This window comes from Butyricimonas sp. (assembly GCF_019423355.1).
Lineage (GTDB): Bacteria > Bacteroidota > Bacteroidia > Bacteroidales > Marinifilaceae > Butyricimonas > Butyricimonas faecihominis.
In genome coordinates this window covers 289,334-309,033 of record NZ_JAHZBP010000004.1, presented here as the reverse complement: position 1 = coordinate 309,033, position 19,700 = coordinate 289,334, and the positions used below count along the sequence as shown (strand labels likewise).

17 protein-coding genes are annotated in these 19,700 nt (G+C 47.4%); 6 read left to right on the top strand and 11 right to left on the bottom strand.

Annotation, left to right across the window (positions count from 1 at the left end; genetic code table 11):
- The first annotated feature begins 79 nt into the window (after positions 1-79).
- Positions 80-1,099 carry an META domain-containing protein gene (locus QVC79_RS07755; protein WP_229782907.1) on the top strand — a complete coding sequence of 340 codons (1,020 nt, stop codon included), beginning with the start codon at positions 80-82 and terminating at the stop codon, positions 1,097-1,099.
- Between the two features lie 199 nt (positions 1,100-1,298).
- Here the strand turns inward: QVC79_RS07755 and ispF are convergent, their stop codons facing one another.
- Positions 1,299-1,778, bottom strand: coding sequence for a 2-C-methyl-D-erythritol 2,4-cyclodiphosphate synthase (gene ispF, locus QVC79_RS07750; protein WP_087421297.1), 480 nt, complete (start codon positions 1,776-1,778; stop codon positions 1,299-1,301).
- Positions 1,779-1,874: 96 nt separating this feature from the next.
- On the opposite strand from ispF, the gene QVC79_RS07745 reads away from it, so the two are divergent.
- From QVC79_RS07745 to QVC79_RS07735, 3 genes are all read left to right on the top strand, one after another.
- Positions 1,875-3,167, top strand: a complete 1,293-nt coding sequence (locus QVC79_RS07745; protein WP_270592390.1) for a UDP-N-acetylmuramoyl-tripeptide--D-alanyl-D-alanine ligase — start codon at positions 1,875-1,877, stop codon at positions 3,165-3,167.
- Between the two features lie 11 nt (positions 3,168-3,178).
- A complete protein-coding gene (locus QVC79_RS07740) occupies positions 3,179-3,913 on the top strand; it encodes a polyprenol monophosphomannose synthase (protein WP_124317832.1) in 735 nt (244 codons plus the stop codon).
- A 137-nt stretch (positions 3,914-4,050) separates the two neighbouring features.
- Entirely contained in the window at positions 4,051-5,382 is a 1,332-nt protein-coding gene (locus QVC79_RS07735) for a dihydroorotase (protein WP_196071303.1), read from the top strand.
- Between the two features lies 1 nt (position 5,383).
- Here QVC79_RS07735 and QVC79_RS07730 read toward each other — a convergent pair whose 3' ends face one another.
- Positions 5,384-6,355, bottom strand: coding sequence for a hypothetical protein (locus QVC79_RS07730; protein ID WP_270592388.1), 972 nt, complete (start codon positions 6,353-6,355; stop codon positions 5,384-5,386).
- 11 nt (positions 6,356-6,366) lie between these two features.
- Entirely contained in the window at positions 6,367-7,635 is a 1,269-nt protein-coding gene (gene purD / locus QVC79_RS07725) for a phosphoribosylamine--glycine ligase (protein ID WP_270592386.1), read from the bottom strand.
- A 229-nt stretch (positions 7,636-7,864) separates the two neighbouring features.
- On the opposite strand from purD, the gene QVC79_RS07720 reads away from it, so the two are divergent.
- A complete protein-coding gene (locus QVC79_RS07720) occupies positions 7,865-8,440 on the top strand; it encodes a Fic/DOC family protein (protein ID WP_124318477.1) in 576 nt (191 codons plus the stop codon).
- Here QVC79_RS07720 and QVC79_RS07715 read toward each other — a convergent pair.
- The 4 genes from QVC79_RS07715 to QVC79_RS07700 form a co-directional block, all read right to left on the bottom strand.
- Positions 8,421-8,594 (bottom strand): hypothetical protein, encoded by a 174-nt coding sequence (locus QVC79_RS07715; RefSeq protein ID WP_164720125.1) that lies wholly within the window; start codon positions 8,592-8,594, stop codon positions 8,421-8,423. The genes QVC79_RS07720 and QVC79_RS07715 overlap by 20 nt on opposite strands.
- 108 nt (positions 8,595-8,702) lie before the next feature.
- Positions 8,703-9,392, bottom strand: a complete 690-nt coding sequence (locus tag QVC79_RS07710) for a DUF2461 domain-containing protein (RefSeq protein WP_270592375.1) — start codon at positions 9,390-9,392, stop codon at positions 8,703-8,705.
- A 23-nt stretch (positions 9,393-9,415) separates the two neighbouring features.
- Entirely contained in the window at positions 9,416-9,967 is a 552-nt protein-coding gene (locus QVC79_RS07705) for a cob(I)yrinic acid a,c-diamide adenosyltransferase (RefSeq protein WP_270592373.1), read from the bottom strand.
- Positions 9,968-10,152: 185 nt separating this feature from the next.
- A complete protein-coding gene (locus QVC79_RS07700) occupies positions 10,153-10,773 on the bottom strand; it encodes a hypothetical protein (protein WP_270592370.1) in 621 nt (206 codons plus the stop codon).
- Positions 10,774-10,896: 123 nt separating this feature from the next.
- Between QVC79_RS07700 and recG the strand changes: the two genes are divergently transcribed.
- A complete protein-coding gene (recG, locus tag QVC79_RS07695; RefSeq protein ID WP_270593378.1) occupies positions 10,897-12,999 on the top strand; it encodes an ATP-dependent DNA helicase RecG in 2,103 nt (700 codons plus the stop codon).
- A gap of 451 nt (positions 13,000-13,450) precedes the next feature.
- Here the strand turns inward: recG and QVC79_RS07690 are convergent, their stop codons facing one another.
- The 4 genes from QVC79_RS07690 to QVC79_RS07675 form a co-directional block, all read right to left on the bottom strand.
- Complete coding sequence (locus QVC79_RS07690) at positions 13,451-13,933, bottom strand: DUF3332 domain-containing protein (RefSeq protein WP_124315746.1); 483 nt, start codon at positions 13,931-13,933, stop codon at positions 13,451-13,453.
- 70 nt (positions 13,934-14,003) lie between these two features.
- Complete coding sequence (gene aspA / locus QVC79_RS07685; protein WP_124315747.1) at positions 14,004-15,416, bottom strand: aspartate ammonia-lyase; 1,413 nt, start codon at positions 15,414-15,416, stop codon at positions 14,004-14,006.
- A gap of 284 nt (positions 15,417-15,700) precedes the next feature.
- Positions 15,701-17,338 (bottom strand): L-type lectin family protein, encoded by a 1,638-nt coding sequence (locus tag QVC79_RS07680; protein ID WP_270592365.1) that lies wholly within the window; start codon positions 17,336-17,338, stop codon positions 15,701-15,703.
- Between the two features lie 21 nt (positions 17,339-17,359).
- Positions 17,360-19,684 (bottom strand): fibrobacter succinogenes major paralogous domain-containing protein, encoded by a 2,325-nt coding sequence (locus QVC79_RS07675; RefSeq protein ID WP_270592364.1) that lies wholly within the window; start codon positions 19,682-19,684, stop codon positions 17,360-17,362.
- Positions 19,685-19,700: the final 16 nt, after the last annotated feature.

Genomic DNA, 19,700 nt, shown 5'->3' with positions numbered 1-19,700 from the left:
ACAAAGCAAGAAAAAGTTTATAACAATTATAAACTTTTTCCTGTTTTAGGTCGTATCTTTGTAAAAAATTCACACACATATGAGAAAAACAACTATTTTAATGATGATCGCCGTGACGCTTGGCTTCTCTGGCTGTAAAAGTAACAGCGGAGACAAAGCGCAACTGACTGCCAACGAATGGCAACTGAAAGAGATGACAACCACAAAGGGGAAAACCACTCTTCCGCAACGAGTACCCACCCTCATGCTGACCGACACCAACACGATGTACGGATTCTCCGGGTGTAACCGATTTTTCGGAAGATACTCCACGGAAGGTAACACCATCAAGTTAGAACCGGGTGGAAGCACCATGATGGCTTGTCCGGATCTACAATTCGAGAGCAAATACATCCAGACTTTGGCTGCCATGACCTCGTACAGCATTGAAAACAAAGAATTGAAATTAACGGATAAAGACCGGAAACAAACTCTTGTTTTCGTGCCTAAAACAGAAGAAAAAGTTGGTGTCGCAAACGACGCCCACGGATGTAACGGCGCGGCAGGCTACACTTGGTCTGAAGCTAGAAAAGACTGTATCCGCCTGTTCGAATCCGGTGTTCGCATGAACCCGGTTAACGATCCGCAAGCCACACTTTCCACCTTCATCGTGTTCTCCACCGATTCCACGTTGGCCGAAGTATTTATTCCCAACATGGAAAACAACCCGCTACTAAACAGACGTGAACTACCGAAAGGCGGTTACGCTTGGAACGTGGAAGATGACGACACCTATAACGTAAGACAGGTAAACGGACAATGGATCATCGAACAACGCGGTGAAACATTGTACACCGAAACTCCCGAAAGCGTGATTAACGTGGTATTCCAAGGCGGTGACGGTAAAACCAAAATGCTATACCAAGTAGAAGTTACCTTCTATCCCGCGGAAGAACTGGCAGTCGTGACACTTGACGACCAGACCTACGAGCTACCGCAGCAACGCATGGCTTCCGGCTACATGTACAAAAACGATCAAGTAAGCCTGATGGGAAAAGGGAAAGAGGCAGAACTCACCCTCCCCGACGGAAAAGTATTGAAACTACATGAAAAGAAATAGTTATAAAAAGGGATAGTCCCAAAAGTCATTTTATTTCAAAAAACTCCTCCGTCACTTCGTGCCACCTCCTCTATAAACAGAGGAGGAGCTGGTGACTCTTCCCGAAGACAGGGAGTATTTCAACTCTCCCTCTGTTTATAGAGGGAGTACGGCGAAGCCGGGAGGGAGTTTGAAAAATGACTTTCGGGACTCCCCTTTTTTATAACTTAATAATCAGCACCGTCACGTAAGCCGAAACCCCCTCTTCTCTCCCCTCAAAGCCCAGTTTCTCCGTCGTGGTAGCCTTGATGGTTATTTCATCTACATCAATCCCCATAATTTCAGACAAACACTCCCGCATCTCCAAGGTCCGCATTTTAATTTTCGGCCTTTGCAGGCATATCACGCAATCAATATTACCAATAGCAAATCCCTTGTTCTCAATCATATCGATCACCTTCTTCAACAGAATTTTACTATCAATACCCTTGTAAGCGGGGTCCGTATCCGGGAAATATACCCCAATATCATCCAGCCCGGCAGCTCCCAAAAGTGCATCACATATTGCGTGAATCAACACATCCCCATCCGAATGGGCCACGCACCCTTTTTCATGTTCCAGTTTAATCCCTCCTAACCAAAAGTCCAGTCCCGGCTCCAGCCGATGGACATCGATCCCTATACCTGTTTTTATTTTCATTGTAATAATATTATTATCCTGCAATATTAATGAAAAAACCGTTCATGGTTCATTTATTTTTATAAATTTGTCACTCTGATCGGATATTATGAAAAGATGAAAGAGCTTGAATCAATATATAATTCTTTTCTGGCAGGTAGCCGGATTACAACAGACTCCCGAGAGGTAAAAACAGGAGATATATTCATTGCCTTAAAGGGTGAAAATCACAACGGTAACACCTTTGCAGAGAAAGCCGTGGCCCAAGGAGCGAAACACGTCGTTATTGATGAGGCCGCCTACAACACGGCTCCCCAATGCGTACTCGTTCCCGACACCCTGCGATTCCTGCAACAACTGGCCAACCACCACCGCCGGAAGTTGAACATCCCCATCTTGGGAATCACCGGGACAAACGGCAAAACTACCACTAAAGAATTATGTCACGCCGTTCTTTCCAAAAAATATAATACCGTTGCCACGAAAGGCAATTTAAACAACCATATCGGTGTACCCCTCACCCTGTTAAGTATGGACGCCTCCACGGAATTCGGTATCGTGGAAATGGGGGCCAACCATCCGGGGGAAATAAAAGAACTATGCAAGATTGTTGAACCGGACTACGGTATCATCACGAACATCGGGTACGCCCACTTGGAAGGGTTCGGGAGCTACGAAAATATCATCCAAACCAAAAGAGCCCTTTACGAATCCGTGAAGGAGAAATCGGGAATTTTATTCGTGAACGGGGAGGATAAATTGTTGTGCCAACTATCTGAAGGCCAAAAAAGATACACCTACGGCATCGATGGACATTTCACGAACGGGGAAATCGTTCAGACCACCCCTTACCTCGTGTATGCCTTGAAAACCCATCACGGACAACTATACATCCGGACGAAACTCATCGGGGGATATAACTTTGACAACGCCATGGCAGCCACCACGGTAGGAACATATTTCAATATCGATCCTCTACAAATACAGGCCGCCATCGAGGCTTACACCCCCTCTAACCTTCGCTCGCAACTACTGAAAACGGAACGCAACACGATCATTCTGGATGCCTACAACGCTAACCCGAGCAGTATGCAAGTCGCCATTTCCAATTTCGGGGAAATGAAAGCAGACAACAAATTACTGATTATCGGGGAAATGCGTGAACTGGGAGCCATTTCCGAAGAGTCCCACAAAAACATCGTGGAACTCATGAAGAAAAACAACTTTCCCCGGGTATTCCTCGTGGGACCGAGTTTTGAATCCATCGCAAATAACAATACCTTTACGCATTACTTCCCCGACACGGACACGCTGATCGAGTATCTCAAAGCGAACGAGATCCGCCACGCTTTTATCCTAATAAAAGGTTCGAGGGGAAATAAACTGGAAAGGATTACAGAATACTTATAAAACAACAGACCATGAACGACAGAGTTGTCATCATACCGACCTATAACGAAAAAGAGAATATCGAAAACATTCTCCGTTATGTTTTTAAACTGGAACCAAAGTTTGATGTGCTCGTGATAGAGGACAACTCTCCCGACGGCACGGCCCAGATCGTAAAACGTCTGCAATCCGAGTTTCCACAACTTCACATGATCGAACGTAAAGGAAAGCTAGGACTCGGCACGGCCTATATCACCGGATTCAAATGGTCTCTGGAACACGGGTATAACTACATCTTCGAGATGGACGCGGATTTCTCCCATAACCCCGATGATCTGGTCAAATTGTATCACGCCTGCGAAAGCGGGGAAGGCGATATGGCGATCGGTTCCCGCTACGTCACAGGTGTTAACGTCGTGAACTGGCCCATGGGACGGGTTCTCATGTCCTATTTTGCCTCCAAATACGTAAGATTCATCACGGGAATGAAAATACACGATGCCACAGCCGGATTCGTTTGTTACACCCGGAAAGTCTTGGAATCCATTGACCTTGACAACATCCGTTTCAAAGGCTACGCCTTCCAGATCGAAATGAAATTCACGGCGTGGACCTTGGGATTCAAGCTGAAAGAAGTCCCCATCATTTTCACAGACCGTACCCTCGGCACGTCCAAAATGAGCGGTGGCATCTTCAACGAGGCCTTTTGGGGTGTCATCACGATGAAACTCCGGAGCTTGGGAAAACGTAAGAAAATTGAAAATTGAAAATGGAGAATGGAAAATTAAGCTACCCCCTCTAACTCCCCATTGCACAGGGGGAGCCAGAGGGGGTAGTTAAAACGTCAGCCTCGTGCGGCCGGAATCTAAAATCTAAAATTTAAAATTTAAAATCTAAAATTACTATGCGTATATTACTTCAAGGCGGAACCATCATAAACGAGGGGAGAACCTTCAAAGGGGATCTCTTGATTCACAACGATCGCATCGAGAAAATCATAGAAGGCGAATTGGATTCAGTTCCCGGGGACATCAAAGTTATCGATGCCACGGGGAAATACGTCATACCGGGAGTGATTGACGATCAAGTACACTTCCGCGAACCCGGACTCACCCACAAAGGAGACATCCGGGAAGGTAGCCGGGCGGCAGCAGCCGGGGGCGTGACCTCTTTCATGGATATGCCTAACGTGAAACCTCCCACCGTAACCAACGAATTACTCCGGGAAAAACAACAGATTGCCAAGGAGAACGCGGCTGTCAACTACTCGTTCTACCTCGGTGCCACCGTTGACAATATCGACGAGATTAAAAAGGTCGATCCGCACACGACTTGCGGCATTAAAATTTTCATGGGTTCCTCCACGGGTAATATGCTGGTGGATAGTCGGGAGGCTTTGGAAAAGATATTTGCCGAATCCCCCATTCTTATCGCAACCCATTGCGAGGATTCGCCCACGATAGACCGTAACTTGGAACTATACAAGCAACAGTACGGGGAAGACATTCCTCCTTTCTGCCATCCTTTGATCCGCAGCCGGGAGTGTTGTTACACCAGCTCTTCGCTGGCAGCCGAGCTGGCACGTAAACACAACAGCCGCCTGCACATACTTCATTTAAGCACGAAAGAAGAATTGGAATTACTGGATCAAGGTCCCCGCACCCAAAAACACATCACCGGGGAAGTATGCGTTCACCATCTTTGGTTCAATGATCAGGCCTACCACACCAAAGGCAACCTCGTCAAGTGGAATCCTGCCATCAAAACTGAAGAGGATCGGCAAGCCCTGTTACAAGCCTTGAATGACAACCGTTTGGACATCATCGCCACGGATCACGCACCCCACCTCCCGGAAGAAAAAGCCGGAGTGTACACCAAATCAGCCAGCGGTGGCCCGATGGTACAACACTCGCTGACCGTCATGCTAGAACTCATGGAGAAAGGCCAGATCACGCTTGAAAACATCGTGGACAAAATGTGTCATGCCCCTGCCGACATATTCCATGTCGAAGAAAGAGGCTACCTACGGGAAGGCTACAAGGCAGACATCGCCATCTTCGAGAAACACCCGTGGACCGTGAAGAAAGAAAACTTACTTTACAAATGCGGCTGGTCACCGCTCGAAGATATGTCCTTTACCTACCGGGTAAGCATGACGCTCGTGAACGGGCAAATCGTGTACGATCATGGCAAGATCAATGACGACGTACGCGGGGAAATGCTGACGTTCTATTAATCTACAAAACAAGAAGCACGCAGGCCGCTATGAACAACAGGAACAACACGTTCCCCAGCCAGCGAGTCCGATGTGAAATAAAGTATTGAGTAAACATATAAGATAACGGGATCGCTGTAATCAAAGTGATCCCGTGACAATTAAACGGGATAAAAAACAACGAACTCCCCACGAAAAGCAACATCGACAACATCGACAACATACCCCGCCGTTGCGCCACGATCGCCATCGGGTAGTTCACCACGACATTATACAAGGACACGACGATCAGCACACCGATCACGACAAAAGCCGCCACTTTCTCCGGCATGATCGTCCAAAACACTTGCCCGCTCGTCAACGCCTGCACGAACACATCCGGTAGAGTCGCCAACCGATCTGTCAGGAAATAATAACACCCCGTGAAGAATAACGCGGAAAAGATACCTATAAACAGCGCCACCAAATCCTTCAATGCCGCCCTTCCCGAAAAAGGCAAAACGATGATCGCCCAGACGATCAGCATGATCAATTTCGGGCAAAGCAAAACCGCCAACGTGGAAAAAAGCCCGAAACCAAATACCGGCGAGTTGGATTGCGTGTTCACGATGGCCGACTGCAAACGAGCCACGGCCAACACGACACACAGGGCTGCCACCAAATAATCACTCATCCCGTAACGACAAATCACACCGATACACAAGAAGGCATAAACCACCGCCGGGAGAACCGTGATATGGGACAAAAACTTATACCGATCGGCAACAAAAAATACCAGAAACGACAAGCATAACAAAGCCAGCACCCCAATTTCCTTCCACCACAAACCACCCTGTTCCTGAAAAGCTGGAATAGAAATAACGCCCAAATCCGGACAAACGGAAAAATCATCCGGTCCGAAAGTAAAACGTAGAAATGCAATTGCTGCCAAAATAAATGGCAGCAAATACAGCATATAAACTCTCTTGGTTTTTAAAATGGCGTTAAATCTCATCATCCATCCTTTTACAAATCAAAACCAATATCTCTTCTGAAATTCATCCCGTCGAAATGAATCTTGGCCACGTTCTCGTAAGACTGGGCCAAAGCCTCCCGCATAGTCTTCCCGAACGAACTCACGGCAATCACGCGTCCCCCGTTCGTCACGACCTTCCCGTCTGCCAACTTCGTCCCCGCGTGGAACACGATACTCCCCTTCACGTCCGGTACACCCGTGATCTCCTTTCCTTTCTCGTAATCCCCGGGATACCCCTGAGAAACAAGCATCACGGTCGTACAGAAACGATCATCCAGTTCGAACGCCGCCTGTTCCAGCTCCCCCTTGGCCATCGCCTCGAAAAGAGACAAAATATCTGTTTTCAATCTCGGCATCACCACCTCTGTCTCCGGGTCTCCCATACGCACGTTATACTCGATCACGTAAGGATCACCACCAACATTCATTAGGCCGAAAAAGACAAATCCCTTGTAGTCAATCCCGTCTTTTTGTAATCCCTCGATCGTGGGGCGCACCACCCGCTCTTCCACCTTCCGGTTGAACTCTTCATTGGCAAACGGTACCGGAGAAACGGCACCCATACCACCCGTGTTCAACCCCATATCACCCTCACCAATACGCTTGTAGTCTTTGGCAGAACCCAATATTTTATAACTTCTCCCATCCGTCAGCGCGAACACGGAAAGCTCTATACCTTTCAAATACTCCTCGATCACCACCTGATTCCCGGCCTTCCCGAACTTTCCTCCCAACATCAGTTCCAACTCCCTCTTCGCCTCTTCCAAATTATCCAGAATCAACACGCCTTTCCCGGCTGCCAACCCGTCCGCTTTCAACACGTAAGGCGGTTTCAACGTCTCCAAAAAAGCAAACCCTTTTTCAAGATTATCCTTCGTCACCGTCAAATAACCGGCTGTCGGGATATGGTGGCGGAACATAAATTCCTTCGCAAAATCCTTACTTCCTTCCAGAATAGCACCCGCTTTTCCCGGTCCCACGATCATCAGTCGGGCAAAACGAGCGTCTGCCTCAAAATAATCCCGAATACCCTCCACCAGAGGATCTTCCGGTCCGACAACCAGCATATCGATAGCGTTATGTTCCACGAAATTTGCCAACGCCTCGAAATCCGTTACCTTGATATTTACATTTTCAGCTATCTCTGCCGTTCCGGCATTTCCCGGGGCAACATATAACTTTGTTAATCTTTCACTCTGATTTATTTTCCACGCCAACGCATGTTCGCGTCCACCGCTACCCAATAATAATACTTTCATCCTTTTTTAGTTACAAGTTTACAAGTTACAGGTTACAAGTTGAATCCCGACACGTTCATCGGCAGGTGCGTTATCATTCCCAAGAACCTGTAACTTGCAACCTGTCAACTTGTAACTCGGCCTTGCCGAATGTACAAAGATAAGGCTTTAGCATAAATCATAAATCATAAATCACAAATAAATTTGGAGTAATTGACGGATTTCTATAACTTTGTTAAAAATCAAGGCCATGAACAGATACACCACCAATGGCGAAGAGGGAGAAATTCTCCCGAATTTACTCGGAATCACGGACGATGAGACACTTCACAACGCGGAATTCGAGGGATTCCTGATGGCAGAAATCCTGTTCACGGAAAAGCTAACGCCCAAGACAAAATTTTCAGTCAAATACATCTGTGACATCCACCGCACGGCGCTAAAAGAACTCTACTCCTTTGCCGGGCGTTTCCGTTCCGTCAACATTTCCAAAGGCGGATTCGTGTTCCCGGCCGGAAGATTTATCCCAGATAGTATGCGCATTTTCGAAGAAGAAATTCTTTCCCAACTCCCTGATCACTACACCAGCCAACAAGCTCTGATAAAAGACATCGCCAAAGTACACGGTGAATTACTCTTCATCCACCCGTTCCGGGAAGGCAACGGCAGGACATCCCGTATTCTCGCCAACCTCATGGCACGAAAACAAGGTTACCCCGGCTTAAACTTCAAAAGGATTGATTTTAATGAATATATTATCGCTGTTCAGCAAGTAGCACGAAAAGACTACTCCAGAATGGAGCAGATTATCGCTTACACGTTTTAAGTTTCAAATCCACCCGTTCCAAAATAGTATAAGCAGTTTCTTGGGAAATTTTTATCCCTTCCAGTTGGAATGAAGTAATCATTCCTTGCAAAATCTCTTCCCGAACCGTGGCGTTTTTTACAAGCTGCGGCATCTTTTCTTTTATTTTTTCCATATTACAAATATACGACTTTTCCCCTTATTATCAAAGCAATTCAGTCACAAATTCCCCTCTTTTTAACCTGAAACTTGCAACCAAACAACCTGTAACCGCCTCTGGCGATCACCTCCACGTTTCCTCCACCGTGTAATTTAAAAAACGATTAAAAGGCTGCATCAGTAAAAGTCGCTCCACACACCGTTCAACCACGTCCTCCCCCTCGAAAAACGAATCGGGAACATAATTCGATACCGTGTAAGATTTGTATTTCAACAAATCCCCTTCCGGAAAATCGGCAGGAAAAGGTGCAGGCACCTTTTTCAACTTCTCCCCCTCCAACACGTAATGTTTTTGGAATTCCGCATCCCGGATAATTCCCGTAAACTCATCTATATTATCATACACGTCTTTCCGCAAAGCCTTCAGCAACGATGGTTCCGGACACCAAATTCCACCCCCGATCATACAATTCCCCGGTTCTATATGCACGTAATATCCCGCCCGGGGACTTTGCTTACCCCCCTTCACCATGTATGCCCCGATATGCGTCTTATAAGGCTCCTTGTTCGGCGAAAACCGGACATCCCGGTAAATCCTGAAAATACAATCTTTCGCCGTCAACCCGTCCACCTCCGGCTCCGTCACGGCCAACACCGGAATCACCCGGTTGATGAAATCCTCATGTCCGGCCTTTACAGCCAAATACCACTCCTTATGCGCGTTAAACCACTCCCGGTTATTATTCTCCCTCAACTCTTCCAAAAACCGGAACACCTCCGCCATTGAAAAGTTACAAGTTACAGGTTCTCTCATTTTCAATTCTCCATTTTCAATTTTCAATTTCTCGGCACCCATTTCTCCTCTTCCAACCCGCAATCCTTTGCCAGCTTACGCCCCAGCACGAACAAATAATCGGAAAGGCGATTCACATACCGCACGATAATATCCTCCACCTCTATTTCCTCGCTCATATCAATAATCCGGCGTTCCACCCGACGGCAAACCGTACGGGCAATATGACAAGCCGATACCTCCGGCCGCCCTCCCGGCAACACGAAATACTGCAGTGGCGGCAACTCCTCGTCCATCTTGTCTATCGCCCTCTCCAAAAAAGCCACGTCCTCATCCGTGCAAGGCAACTTCTTCTGCATATTACTCACAGCCGTGTCCGTCGCCAAGTTTGCCCCGACCACGAACAGCACGTTTTGAATCTCGATCAACTGTTTCACGCTCTCCCCATCAATCGGGTACGACCGAATCATCCCCAAATGACTGTTCAATTCGTCAACACCCCCGTAAGCCTCTAACCTCACGTTATTCTTTGCCACCCGGGTTCCCCCGATCAAAGCCGTCGTCCCCTTATCTCCTGTTTTCGTGTAAACCTTCATACTAAATTAGATTTAATGATTTTAAATTTTAGATTTTAGATTGACCCCCTCTAACTCCCCCTTTCCAAGGGGGAGGATACGCTACATTGAATCATTGCAGCGCCCTCTCGCGTCTGTTTCTCCCCCTGTGCAAGGGGGAGCTAGAGGGGGTAGTTTTTTCCATTCTAAATTCTACATTCTAAATTCTAAATTATTACATTATACTTTCCCTTCTGCAATCTCGCGTCAAAGAACACGATCCCATACCACATCATGTCGATCGAAACCGTTCCCTCCTGCCTCAATTGTCTCCATGCCAAAGAATTGAAGCGTCCCTTGTAAATATCTTTAATCACGATGCATAGCGGGCCTCGCCTGCGCACTCGCAAAACCTCTTCCCAAGTTTCATCCCAATCCTCCTCGAACGCTCTCCCCAAGAAAACCATATCGATCTCGCGACCTTTCAAATCTCCCGGTTTCACCTGTTCCGTATATTCGGCTCCCGGACATGCACGTCCCCCGTTCAACAACACCATCTGTTTCGAAACAGCCGCCAGGTACATGGAAGCCCACGGCGACCGCACCCCGACACACAGCACGTTCCGGTAAGAAAAATATTCTGCCAACCGGAAGAGCAAACGATACAATTTCCGCTCTTTCTCCCGGATATGCCCCTTCGATTCAATCCGCTCGAAATCGTAATACACCGCTTTTTCCTTTATTACATTCGTGATCAAATCAAAAACGAACGGGGAATGTACCCCGTATCCCCTTTTATGTCGAAAACGAACGGCATGTTTAAATCGTTGTTTTAAATAATCATACATCTCCCGGTAAACTGTCTGTCCAAATTATTTATTCCACGAAATTAAAATTTATTCCTGATATGCTCAACTAAAGTCATCTATTTTTTTTACTTTCGTTCGAGAAATGAACCATCGAAAACTTGTATTTTGGAACTGGCAGGACTGAACATAAAATTCGTACCGGGTGTTGGAGAGAAAAGAGCCTCGTTGCTGGAGCAGGAAATGGGCATCCAAAGCTACGAGGATATGCTCTATTACATCCCCTACAAATACATCGACCGGACCCGTGTCTATACGATCCGAGAGCTCACCTCAGACCTTCCTTATATTCAAATAAAAGCCAAAATCACGAACCTCACGTCCGTCGGTGCAGGCAAACAGACGCGCATGGTCGCCACGGCTTACGACGGGACCGGGGAGTTAGAACTCGTGTGGTTCACAGGCCACAAATACCTCTCCAGCCAGATCGCCCCCGACAAGGAATACCTGATTTTCGGCAAGCCCACCATCTTCAACCACAAGATGAACATCGTCCACCCGGAAATGGACCTGTACGAAACGAGTGCCAAGCAACTCGTGGGGTTCCAGGCCATCTACCCGACCACGGAGAAGATGAAAAAAAGTTACCTGACCTCCCGGCTGATCAACAAGATACAAGCGAATATTTTCAAAGCTATCAACGGCAGGATTCAAGAAACCCTCCCGGCATGGTTCATCAAAAAACACAACTTGATCTACCTGCACGAGGCTTTGCACAACATCCACTTCCCGGAAAACCCGGACATGCTCCGCAAGGCTCAATACCGGCTTAAATTTGAAGAGTTGTTCTACATTCAGCTCAATATACTGAAACTGAAATTCAACCGCAAGGCAGCCTTCCAAGGCCATCTCTTTACCACGGTCGGGGATTATTTCAACGATTTCTACCACAATCACCTACCCTTTCCCTTGACCGACGCGCAGAAACGGGTTATTAAAGAAATCCGTTCCGATTGCGGTTCCGGCAAGCAAATGAACCGCCTGTTGCAGGGAGACGTGGGAAGCGGCAAAACCCTTGTCGCCGTGATGTGTATGCTGATCGCCCTCGACAACGGTTACCAAGCCGCCATCATGGCCCCGACGGAGATTCTCGCCACCCAACATTACGAAACCATATCCGGGCTTCTGAAGGATACCCCGATTAGCGTCGGCCTACTCACAGGTTCCACCAAGAAAAAAGAAAGGGAAATCATTCACGAGGCCCTGTCCGACGGACGTCTGCAAATCCTGATCGGGACACACGCCCTACTGGAAGACGTGGTGAATTTTAAAAACGTGGGACTTGTCGTTATCGACGAGCAGCATCGTTTCGGAGTTGCCCAGCGAGCTAAACTGTGGCAAAAGAACACGATTCCCCCACACATGCTGGTCATGACGGCCACTCCCATTCCCCGGACTCTCGCCATGACCCTCTACGGTGATCTAGATGTATCGGTGATCGACCAACTTCCTCCCGGCCGGAAACCTATCACCACACATCATGCATTCGAGGCAAGACGCCTGCAAGTCTATAAATTCATCCAGAAAGAACTGGAACTCGGCAGGCAGGCCTACATCGTGTACCCCATGATCTCCGAATCGGAAAAGATGGATTACCGGAACTTGGAAGAGGGCTATGAACACGTGATGAGTTATTTCGCCCCCTTGGGATACACGGCGGACATCGTTCACGGGAAACTCAAACCGACAGAGAAAGAGGAACACATGAGGCGTTTCGTATCGGGAGAAACCCGTATTCTTGTGGCAACCACCGTGATCGAAGTCGGGGTAAATGTTCCCAACGCCTCTATCATGGTCATTGAAAGTGCCGAACGTTTCGGACTATCCCAATTGCACCAGCTGCGCGGGCGTGTCGGACGGGGAGCCGAACAATCGTATTGTATCCTGATGACCTCCTACAAACTGTCTAACGAGTCCCGTAAAAGGATCGAGACCATGACCTCCACGAATGATGGCTTTGAGATTGCCGAAGTCGATTTAAAACTACGCGGTCCGGGAGACATCGAAGGAACACAACAAAGCGGGCTAACTTGCAACCTGCGGGTAGCCAACCTAGGGAAAGACGGCCGCATCCTGAACGAGGCTGCCCAAGCTGCCACGCTCATTCTGGAAGACGATCCTCTCCTACAAAAAGAAGAGAATCAAACCTTTGCCACCCAAGTAAAACGTCTTTTCAAAACTAAAATCAACTGGCGATATATCAGTTAACCTCCCAAAAACAGCTACGCCTCTATTTTCACAATCGTCCAAGTTCCCCGCCCGTTCAACCCGACAATCCAAGCAGAACAAGCCTAAGACGATGGGAGTCAGCGACCAAGCAATGGCATATTTCATAATAATGAATAGATCTGTTCCGGACGAATACCGTCATGAACCTTATAGATACCTTATAGAAACCTTATATGAACCTTATATATAATAAGGTTCATAAAGTATGTTTACAATTTAATTAAAATACTATATTCGGTATTCATCCGAATTTTATCAGTTAGTATAAATGTATTCTTTATTCACGTCCCCATTTACAGGCGACGAATTCCCCCTTTACCTTCAACGTGCCGATACAAAAACAGCGAGCAGATTCCTGTTATCACGCGACAAAAGGACACAAAAAAAAGGACGCCCGAAGACGTCCTTTCATTATCTGAACCGAAAAAAATTAGTTGATCGCTACAACAGCTTTCATCATCTTTTTCGTGTTTTTCATCAACTTAGCCTTGTTCTGACCATCCATTAAATACCAAGATTCTTCTTCCGGGAAATATTGGAATTCAGCAACAGCATCAGTCTCTTCACTTGCAACGACCATCTTATTCAAAGATTTAGTTACATGGTAAGGATGTCCGGCGTACATTACCTGACCTTCTTCCACATCTCCAGCTTTCATGGCAACCGGATTTTGGCCACCCCAGAACTCGATAGAGTTGAAGATCAAAACATCACCCAAGCAGCACAACTCGTATGCCGGAAGGATACACAATCCCAAGAATACTAACTCGTTCACGAATTTAGCGTTAGACACTTGTCCGTTCCAGTTATGTAACTTGGAAGTCAAAGAGAAAGAACCGTAACACCCTGTGAAAGCCACTGATGACACTGCGATCATCACAACAGCAATCATTTGATTAAAACTTTTTTTCATAACCTATGCTTTAAATTTAATTAGTTTTACGAAGGTAACGCTTTTTGTTACGAAACTAAAGCACTTTTTGTTATTTTTTCTTGTAGAATTTTTTCGGAGCAATCATTAATTCCGGGCGAAGCACGTTATCCAGCTCCTCTTTCGTCAATAATTTTTCTTCCAAAACCAAGTCATAAACACTTCTGTTTTCCGTTAAAGCTCTCTTGGCAATACGAGATGAATTTTCGTAACCTAAAGTCGGGTTCAAAGCAGTAACGATACCGATACTGTTCATCACCATATCTTTACAACGGTCAGCGTTAGCAGTAATTCCGTCAACACACAAAATTCTCAAACGATCCATAACCTTGGTCAACATCTGCATGGAGTTGAACAAAGCGTAAACGATTACCGGCTCCATCACGTTCAATTCCAACTGACCAGCCTCGGCAGCCATCATCACGGTCGTGTCATTACCGATCACGCGGAAACATACTTGGTTAACCACTTCCGGGATAACCGGATTCACTTTACCCGGCATGATAGAAGATCCCGGTTGCATCGGAGGCAAATTGATCTCGTTCAAACCGCATCTCGGGCCACTGGACAATAAACGCAAGTCGTTACATACTTTAGACAACTGAACGCAGAAACGTTTCAATTCTGAAGAGTAAGTGACACAAGCTCCGGTATCCGGGGTTGCAGCAATCAAGTTCGGAGCTAAAACAAACTCTTCACCACTGATGATGCGAAGTTCACGAGCGCAGATTTCAGCGTATTCCGGTTCTGAGTTGATACCCGTACCGATAGCCGTAGCACCCATGTTTTCTACCAAGAATAATTTAGCGGCCTCGTTCAAACGCTCGATATTCTCTTCCAACGTGTAAGCATATGCCTCGAACTCTTGGCCCAAAGTCATCGGAACGGCATCCTGAAGTTGGGTACGTCCCATTTTCAACACGTGTTCGAATTCTTTTGCTTTTCTTCTAAAAGAATCAACCAACAATTTAATTTCAGCAACCACTTCTTTATTGGTCAGGATAATTGCCAAGTGGAATGATGTAGGATAAGCGTCATTCGTTGATTGAGAAAGATTCACATGATTATTCGGGTGGCAATATTGGTATTCACCTTTCTGGTGTCCCAACAGTTCCAATGCACGATTGGCAACAACCTCATTGATGTTCATGTTCGTGGAAGTTCCGGCTCCACCTTGAACCATATCTACCGGGAACTGGTCAGCCAACTTACCATCGATGATTTCCTCGCAAGCAGCGGTGATGGCATTTGTAATATCAGCAGGAATCAATCCCAATTCAAAGTTTGCTTTCGCGGCAGCCCATTTTACCATGGCCAAAGCCTTCACGTAATTCGGAAACATTCCGATCGTGTAATTACTGATACCAGCAAAGTTCTCGATAGCTCTCAAAGTTTGAACGCCATAATACGCATCCATTGGCACCTCTTTGTTGCCTAGTAAATCATGTTCTATTCTTGTTTTCATAACTTTATAGATTAATTATTTCCAAATACGTTTGAATTTCTTTCAAGTTTCACCCGATCGTTAAAAACAATAACTAAATGTCTCTCGTCCATAACAAACGACCCGAAGAAAATTAATCCGGCAAAGGTATAAAGTTAATAGTATAAAGCCAAATTTTAACCCATAATTTACGTTCCATGCACGAAAACATATACTACTACAAATCAATTACATATATAAACATTTAACAAAATAAAGCTCGTTGCAATTCTTTTTTACAAACGTTTCCGGGAGAAGGGGGGAACTCAACCTTCATCATCCGTAAAATTTATCACGATTTTCGCCAGAGACGAGCGGTATTTCTCCGCAACGTACGGGCTGTGTATACTCTTAATGTCATACCAGATAACGGCTTCCCCACCCACGTCTTTTGCCGGAAAAAATGTCATTTCACCCGATTCTGGGTTATATTTCCATTTCCCGACACCCTTTTCTTCATGCTCGAATTGGCCGTCTCCCAGACAATGTTTCTCGTCCGTCCATATCCTGAAACTCGTTAAATCAAGGTTGTCTTTGCTGGCACCCGGTTGGTTGCCGACAAGCCGATAGGCGACATCGTTATCCAGCGGACGCACGATGACGGGACCGCGACGATGGTTGTAAATATCATCCTCCGCATTGGCACCGTACAAGGGAGTTATCCGCAGGTTCCGGATGATGTTCGTGTAGGAAGTAAGTTGCCCTGTCGATGCCATAAAACCTATAGCCAGTTTTTCCGGAGTCTTGAGGGCCAGTTCGGTTTGTGGCGGATTCGAGTAATAGGTAATCGTGGGGTATTCCCCGGGAATAAATTGGGCAGGAATACCATTCTCCGTATATAACAAGGAAGAAGGATAGGTATAGTTCTCGATCACGACCGTCTTTTCCGTTCCGTGTTGGATGGTCACCGTGATCCGGAATCCACCCCCGATAGTGTTCGGTTCCAAAGCGATGATCGCTTTCCGATAAGCACTTTCATCTGAATGATAAAACAGCTTTCCCCCTGCAATACAGAAGGGGTTATCGATTCTTGGGACAACATATTGTTCATACATTCCAGTCTGGGTGTTCAACATAAATCCGGCCTTGTTTCTCAACCCGTCGGAATTGGGATCTTCCAGTCCGGTCTTCTCATCCCATCCCGTGTGACGAGTAATGAGAACAGGATAACCCCAGCGACCTTCCGCTATCCGGTGAGTTTTGAGCGAAGTGGTTATCACCTTTTCGCCTCTTCCCGCGGCCCCCCGAATTGTCACGTTACTCCGGGTATTATATGTTGCCGATTGTACGTTCGCAATTCCAGCATCCCCGTAAGGAATCCCGTTCCGCATCTCATAATTTTCGAAACGCCAATTTTTAAAATGCCCCTGATCCAAAGCCACGGCAAGATAACCTCCCTTCATCCCGGTGATCGAGGTCACGCCATATCTAATATCCGTGTGCCCGGAGCGGCGGTGCGTGTAACCAAACCCCGCACCCTCGGCTCCATATTTCAAGTTCGAACCGATATATTCGTTCGTGGTTGCATCGACAAGGAACATACAAATTCCATCAGTTATGCCAATTTCTTCCGCATTCGTGTACATCATGATATACTCGAATTCAATCAACAACCCGTCTTGCGTGGAAAAAATATATTCCGGCAAGTAAAACGCCCCGATCTCTTCCTTCCCTCTTGTCAACTGCAACCCCCACTGGTTCAAAACCGCCCGGTTTATTCGCTTATAATTCCCATCAGCCGCTCGCCCGGAAGCCCCGGGTTCATTCGGACCGGGGAAGGTTATTTTATTCAAATTTCCATCCAGAAATGACCGGAAGAAAGGGAGCAGCCCCTCCTGAGCCCGCACTGATAGACCGGAACACATTACCCATGCAAACAAACAAAAGAATAGTCTCTTTATCATATCTCGTCGTGTTAGTGATTATTAATAATCTTTGATACAGCGAACGGGAAAAGCGTACGAGCGATCGGCTGCATTAAAATCAACCCCACTTTTATATATGAAAAGATAATCGGTGATGTATCCGCCATTCACCGGATAGGGCGTAGAAGCCCAGTAATAACCGTACGCACCGACATGTACCACATCCCCGTTACCATCCGGGTAACGTTGCCCGGATGCAGGCAGGAAGACCGTCCCCGACGGGGGTACCGCTCTATGGTCAGACGTTGCCGTTGTTCCCGCCACGTTTGCCCCTAGGAACCAACCGCTTTCAGGATCAAAGTTCCCGTGCAGGTAGTTTCCGGCATCCCGGTTCAGTTCGGCAGTCAGGTTGACGAAACCACCCATCGACACCGTTTTTATCCCGGTTTCTTCATACAAGAGTTCCAACTCGGCATTTGTTGGTAAACGCCATTTGCCCTCGACCCATCCTTTCCCACCCGGCCCACTGGAAATATAGCGACAAATATCCCCCACGCCCGCGCTTTCACTGAACCCGGTATTACCGGAATATTCCTCGAAAGCATCCACGTCCTCCCCAGTAGCGGAAGGCATGGAGAAGTTGAAATTCGAATGAGCATACGGGATTTTATCCCACCCGGCCAGACCTCCCTTCCAATCCGAGGGGTTCAGGTGGGAGGGGTAATAAACGGCTTGCACCTCCGGGTCATAAGGATTCCCGGCTGGAGCTAACGCCACCAACGATCCCCATTTGAAAAACACCCCTTGCGACCAAGCGGGAATCTCCCGGTTATTCTCCGCGGTCACGGCAAAAGTCAGTATCCCGGAATTTAGCACGACATTGCTCCGGGCAAACATCTCCGCGATCGGGACCCTTCTCACGGTTAGGGTATCCCGCAGACGACCCGCCGTGAACTCGATCTGCCCCGTCACGTAATCACGCCCGCTACCCGGGGAGAACACGGACGAAATCACCAGTTCCAAACCGTTCCCGTTTATATCCGTCCCGTTCGTGACCGGTTGTCCCCCGGCCAGCCGGAGCCAAGTGTTTGCATCCGAATCAATCACTCGCGCCTCCCATGCTCCGTGGTAATCGGAACTCACCCGGTAAGTAAGTTGCCGACTTATACCGTAAGGCAGGTCCAGCGTACGACGTTCCACGCCCATGAAGAATTGGCCGTCATAAACGATGTGATTTATTCCCTCCAAGTTCACGATCAAAATGGATGTCTTCAAGTTCGACAATACCCCGGATGCGTGAAGAGCCTCCTTAAAGGTTTTGTAACCGATACCCTCGGCATCGGTTATGGTAACAACATACTTGTGATTACGATACAACGGCATACACGCCACATCAGCCGCCTCTCCCGCAGTCCGCGTGAAGTCCACCCGGTAATAATAGTCCTCGCCCCTGTATTTGCCCTTGACAACCAAACAAACCCCGTTTTTCGGGTCAGCCGCCACGTTCTTAACAGCTTCGTAGGTGTAAATTTTCCCCGCCATCAAGGCTCCCGGGGTATTGGCGGCCTGTTTGTACCCGTACTTCATCGCCGCCTCTTCCGTACCCGGCTGTTTTCCCGAAGGGACGGGAATCATCGGGTTCTTGTTTGCTGTATAAGGGTCCGGGACAAGCACACCGGTCGTCTCGTCCCATTTCGGGGCGATGTACCCGGACGTGTTGTAATTCACCAGAAATATCTCCTCCAGTTGGAAGACTTCCCCGCTAACCTTGTTTTCCACGTCCACACGAGCCAGCATCCGGGTCAAGGAGACGGAGACAAGATAGCCCGGCACGACTCCTTCCATAGCCATCTCGCCGTACATGGGAACCGGCGTATATCCCGGCGGGTTCACGTTCCATTTATACGTGTCATCCTTATCCTTGGAAGTACTGAAGGTCAAGGCCTTTAATAGCTCTTGTTTTTCGGCATCCGCCGGACTTCCCGCCAAGGCCCGTTCCACCGCATCCGAGGCATTCACGACAACCGCAATCAGGCTGACCTGATCGTCCTTGGCAAGATTCAAGCTAAATTTCACTTTATAGTCCGAACCCGCGGGTTCTTGCTTAAAATCGATCACGCTCAGATGTTGGAGTAGTTTAGCGGACGGGGTTGACCGATCGAAAAATAAAAGGTCTATCGCCCGTACCGCAGCTTCCCCTTTGTCCCCTTCTATCGAGCGGGTCAAGGGAATCTCGAATCCCGGAATAACCAGTTCTATATCCATGACTTTCCCCGACGGGTCCGGCCCGTCCAGCTTATCATGTACACATCCCGCCAGTCCCGACAAGAGCAAGGCCATTATCAGGCTAAACCGTTTCGAACACCCTCTGAATCGTTTCATCATATCTTACTCGCTATTT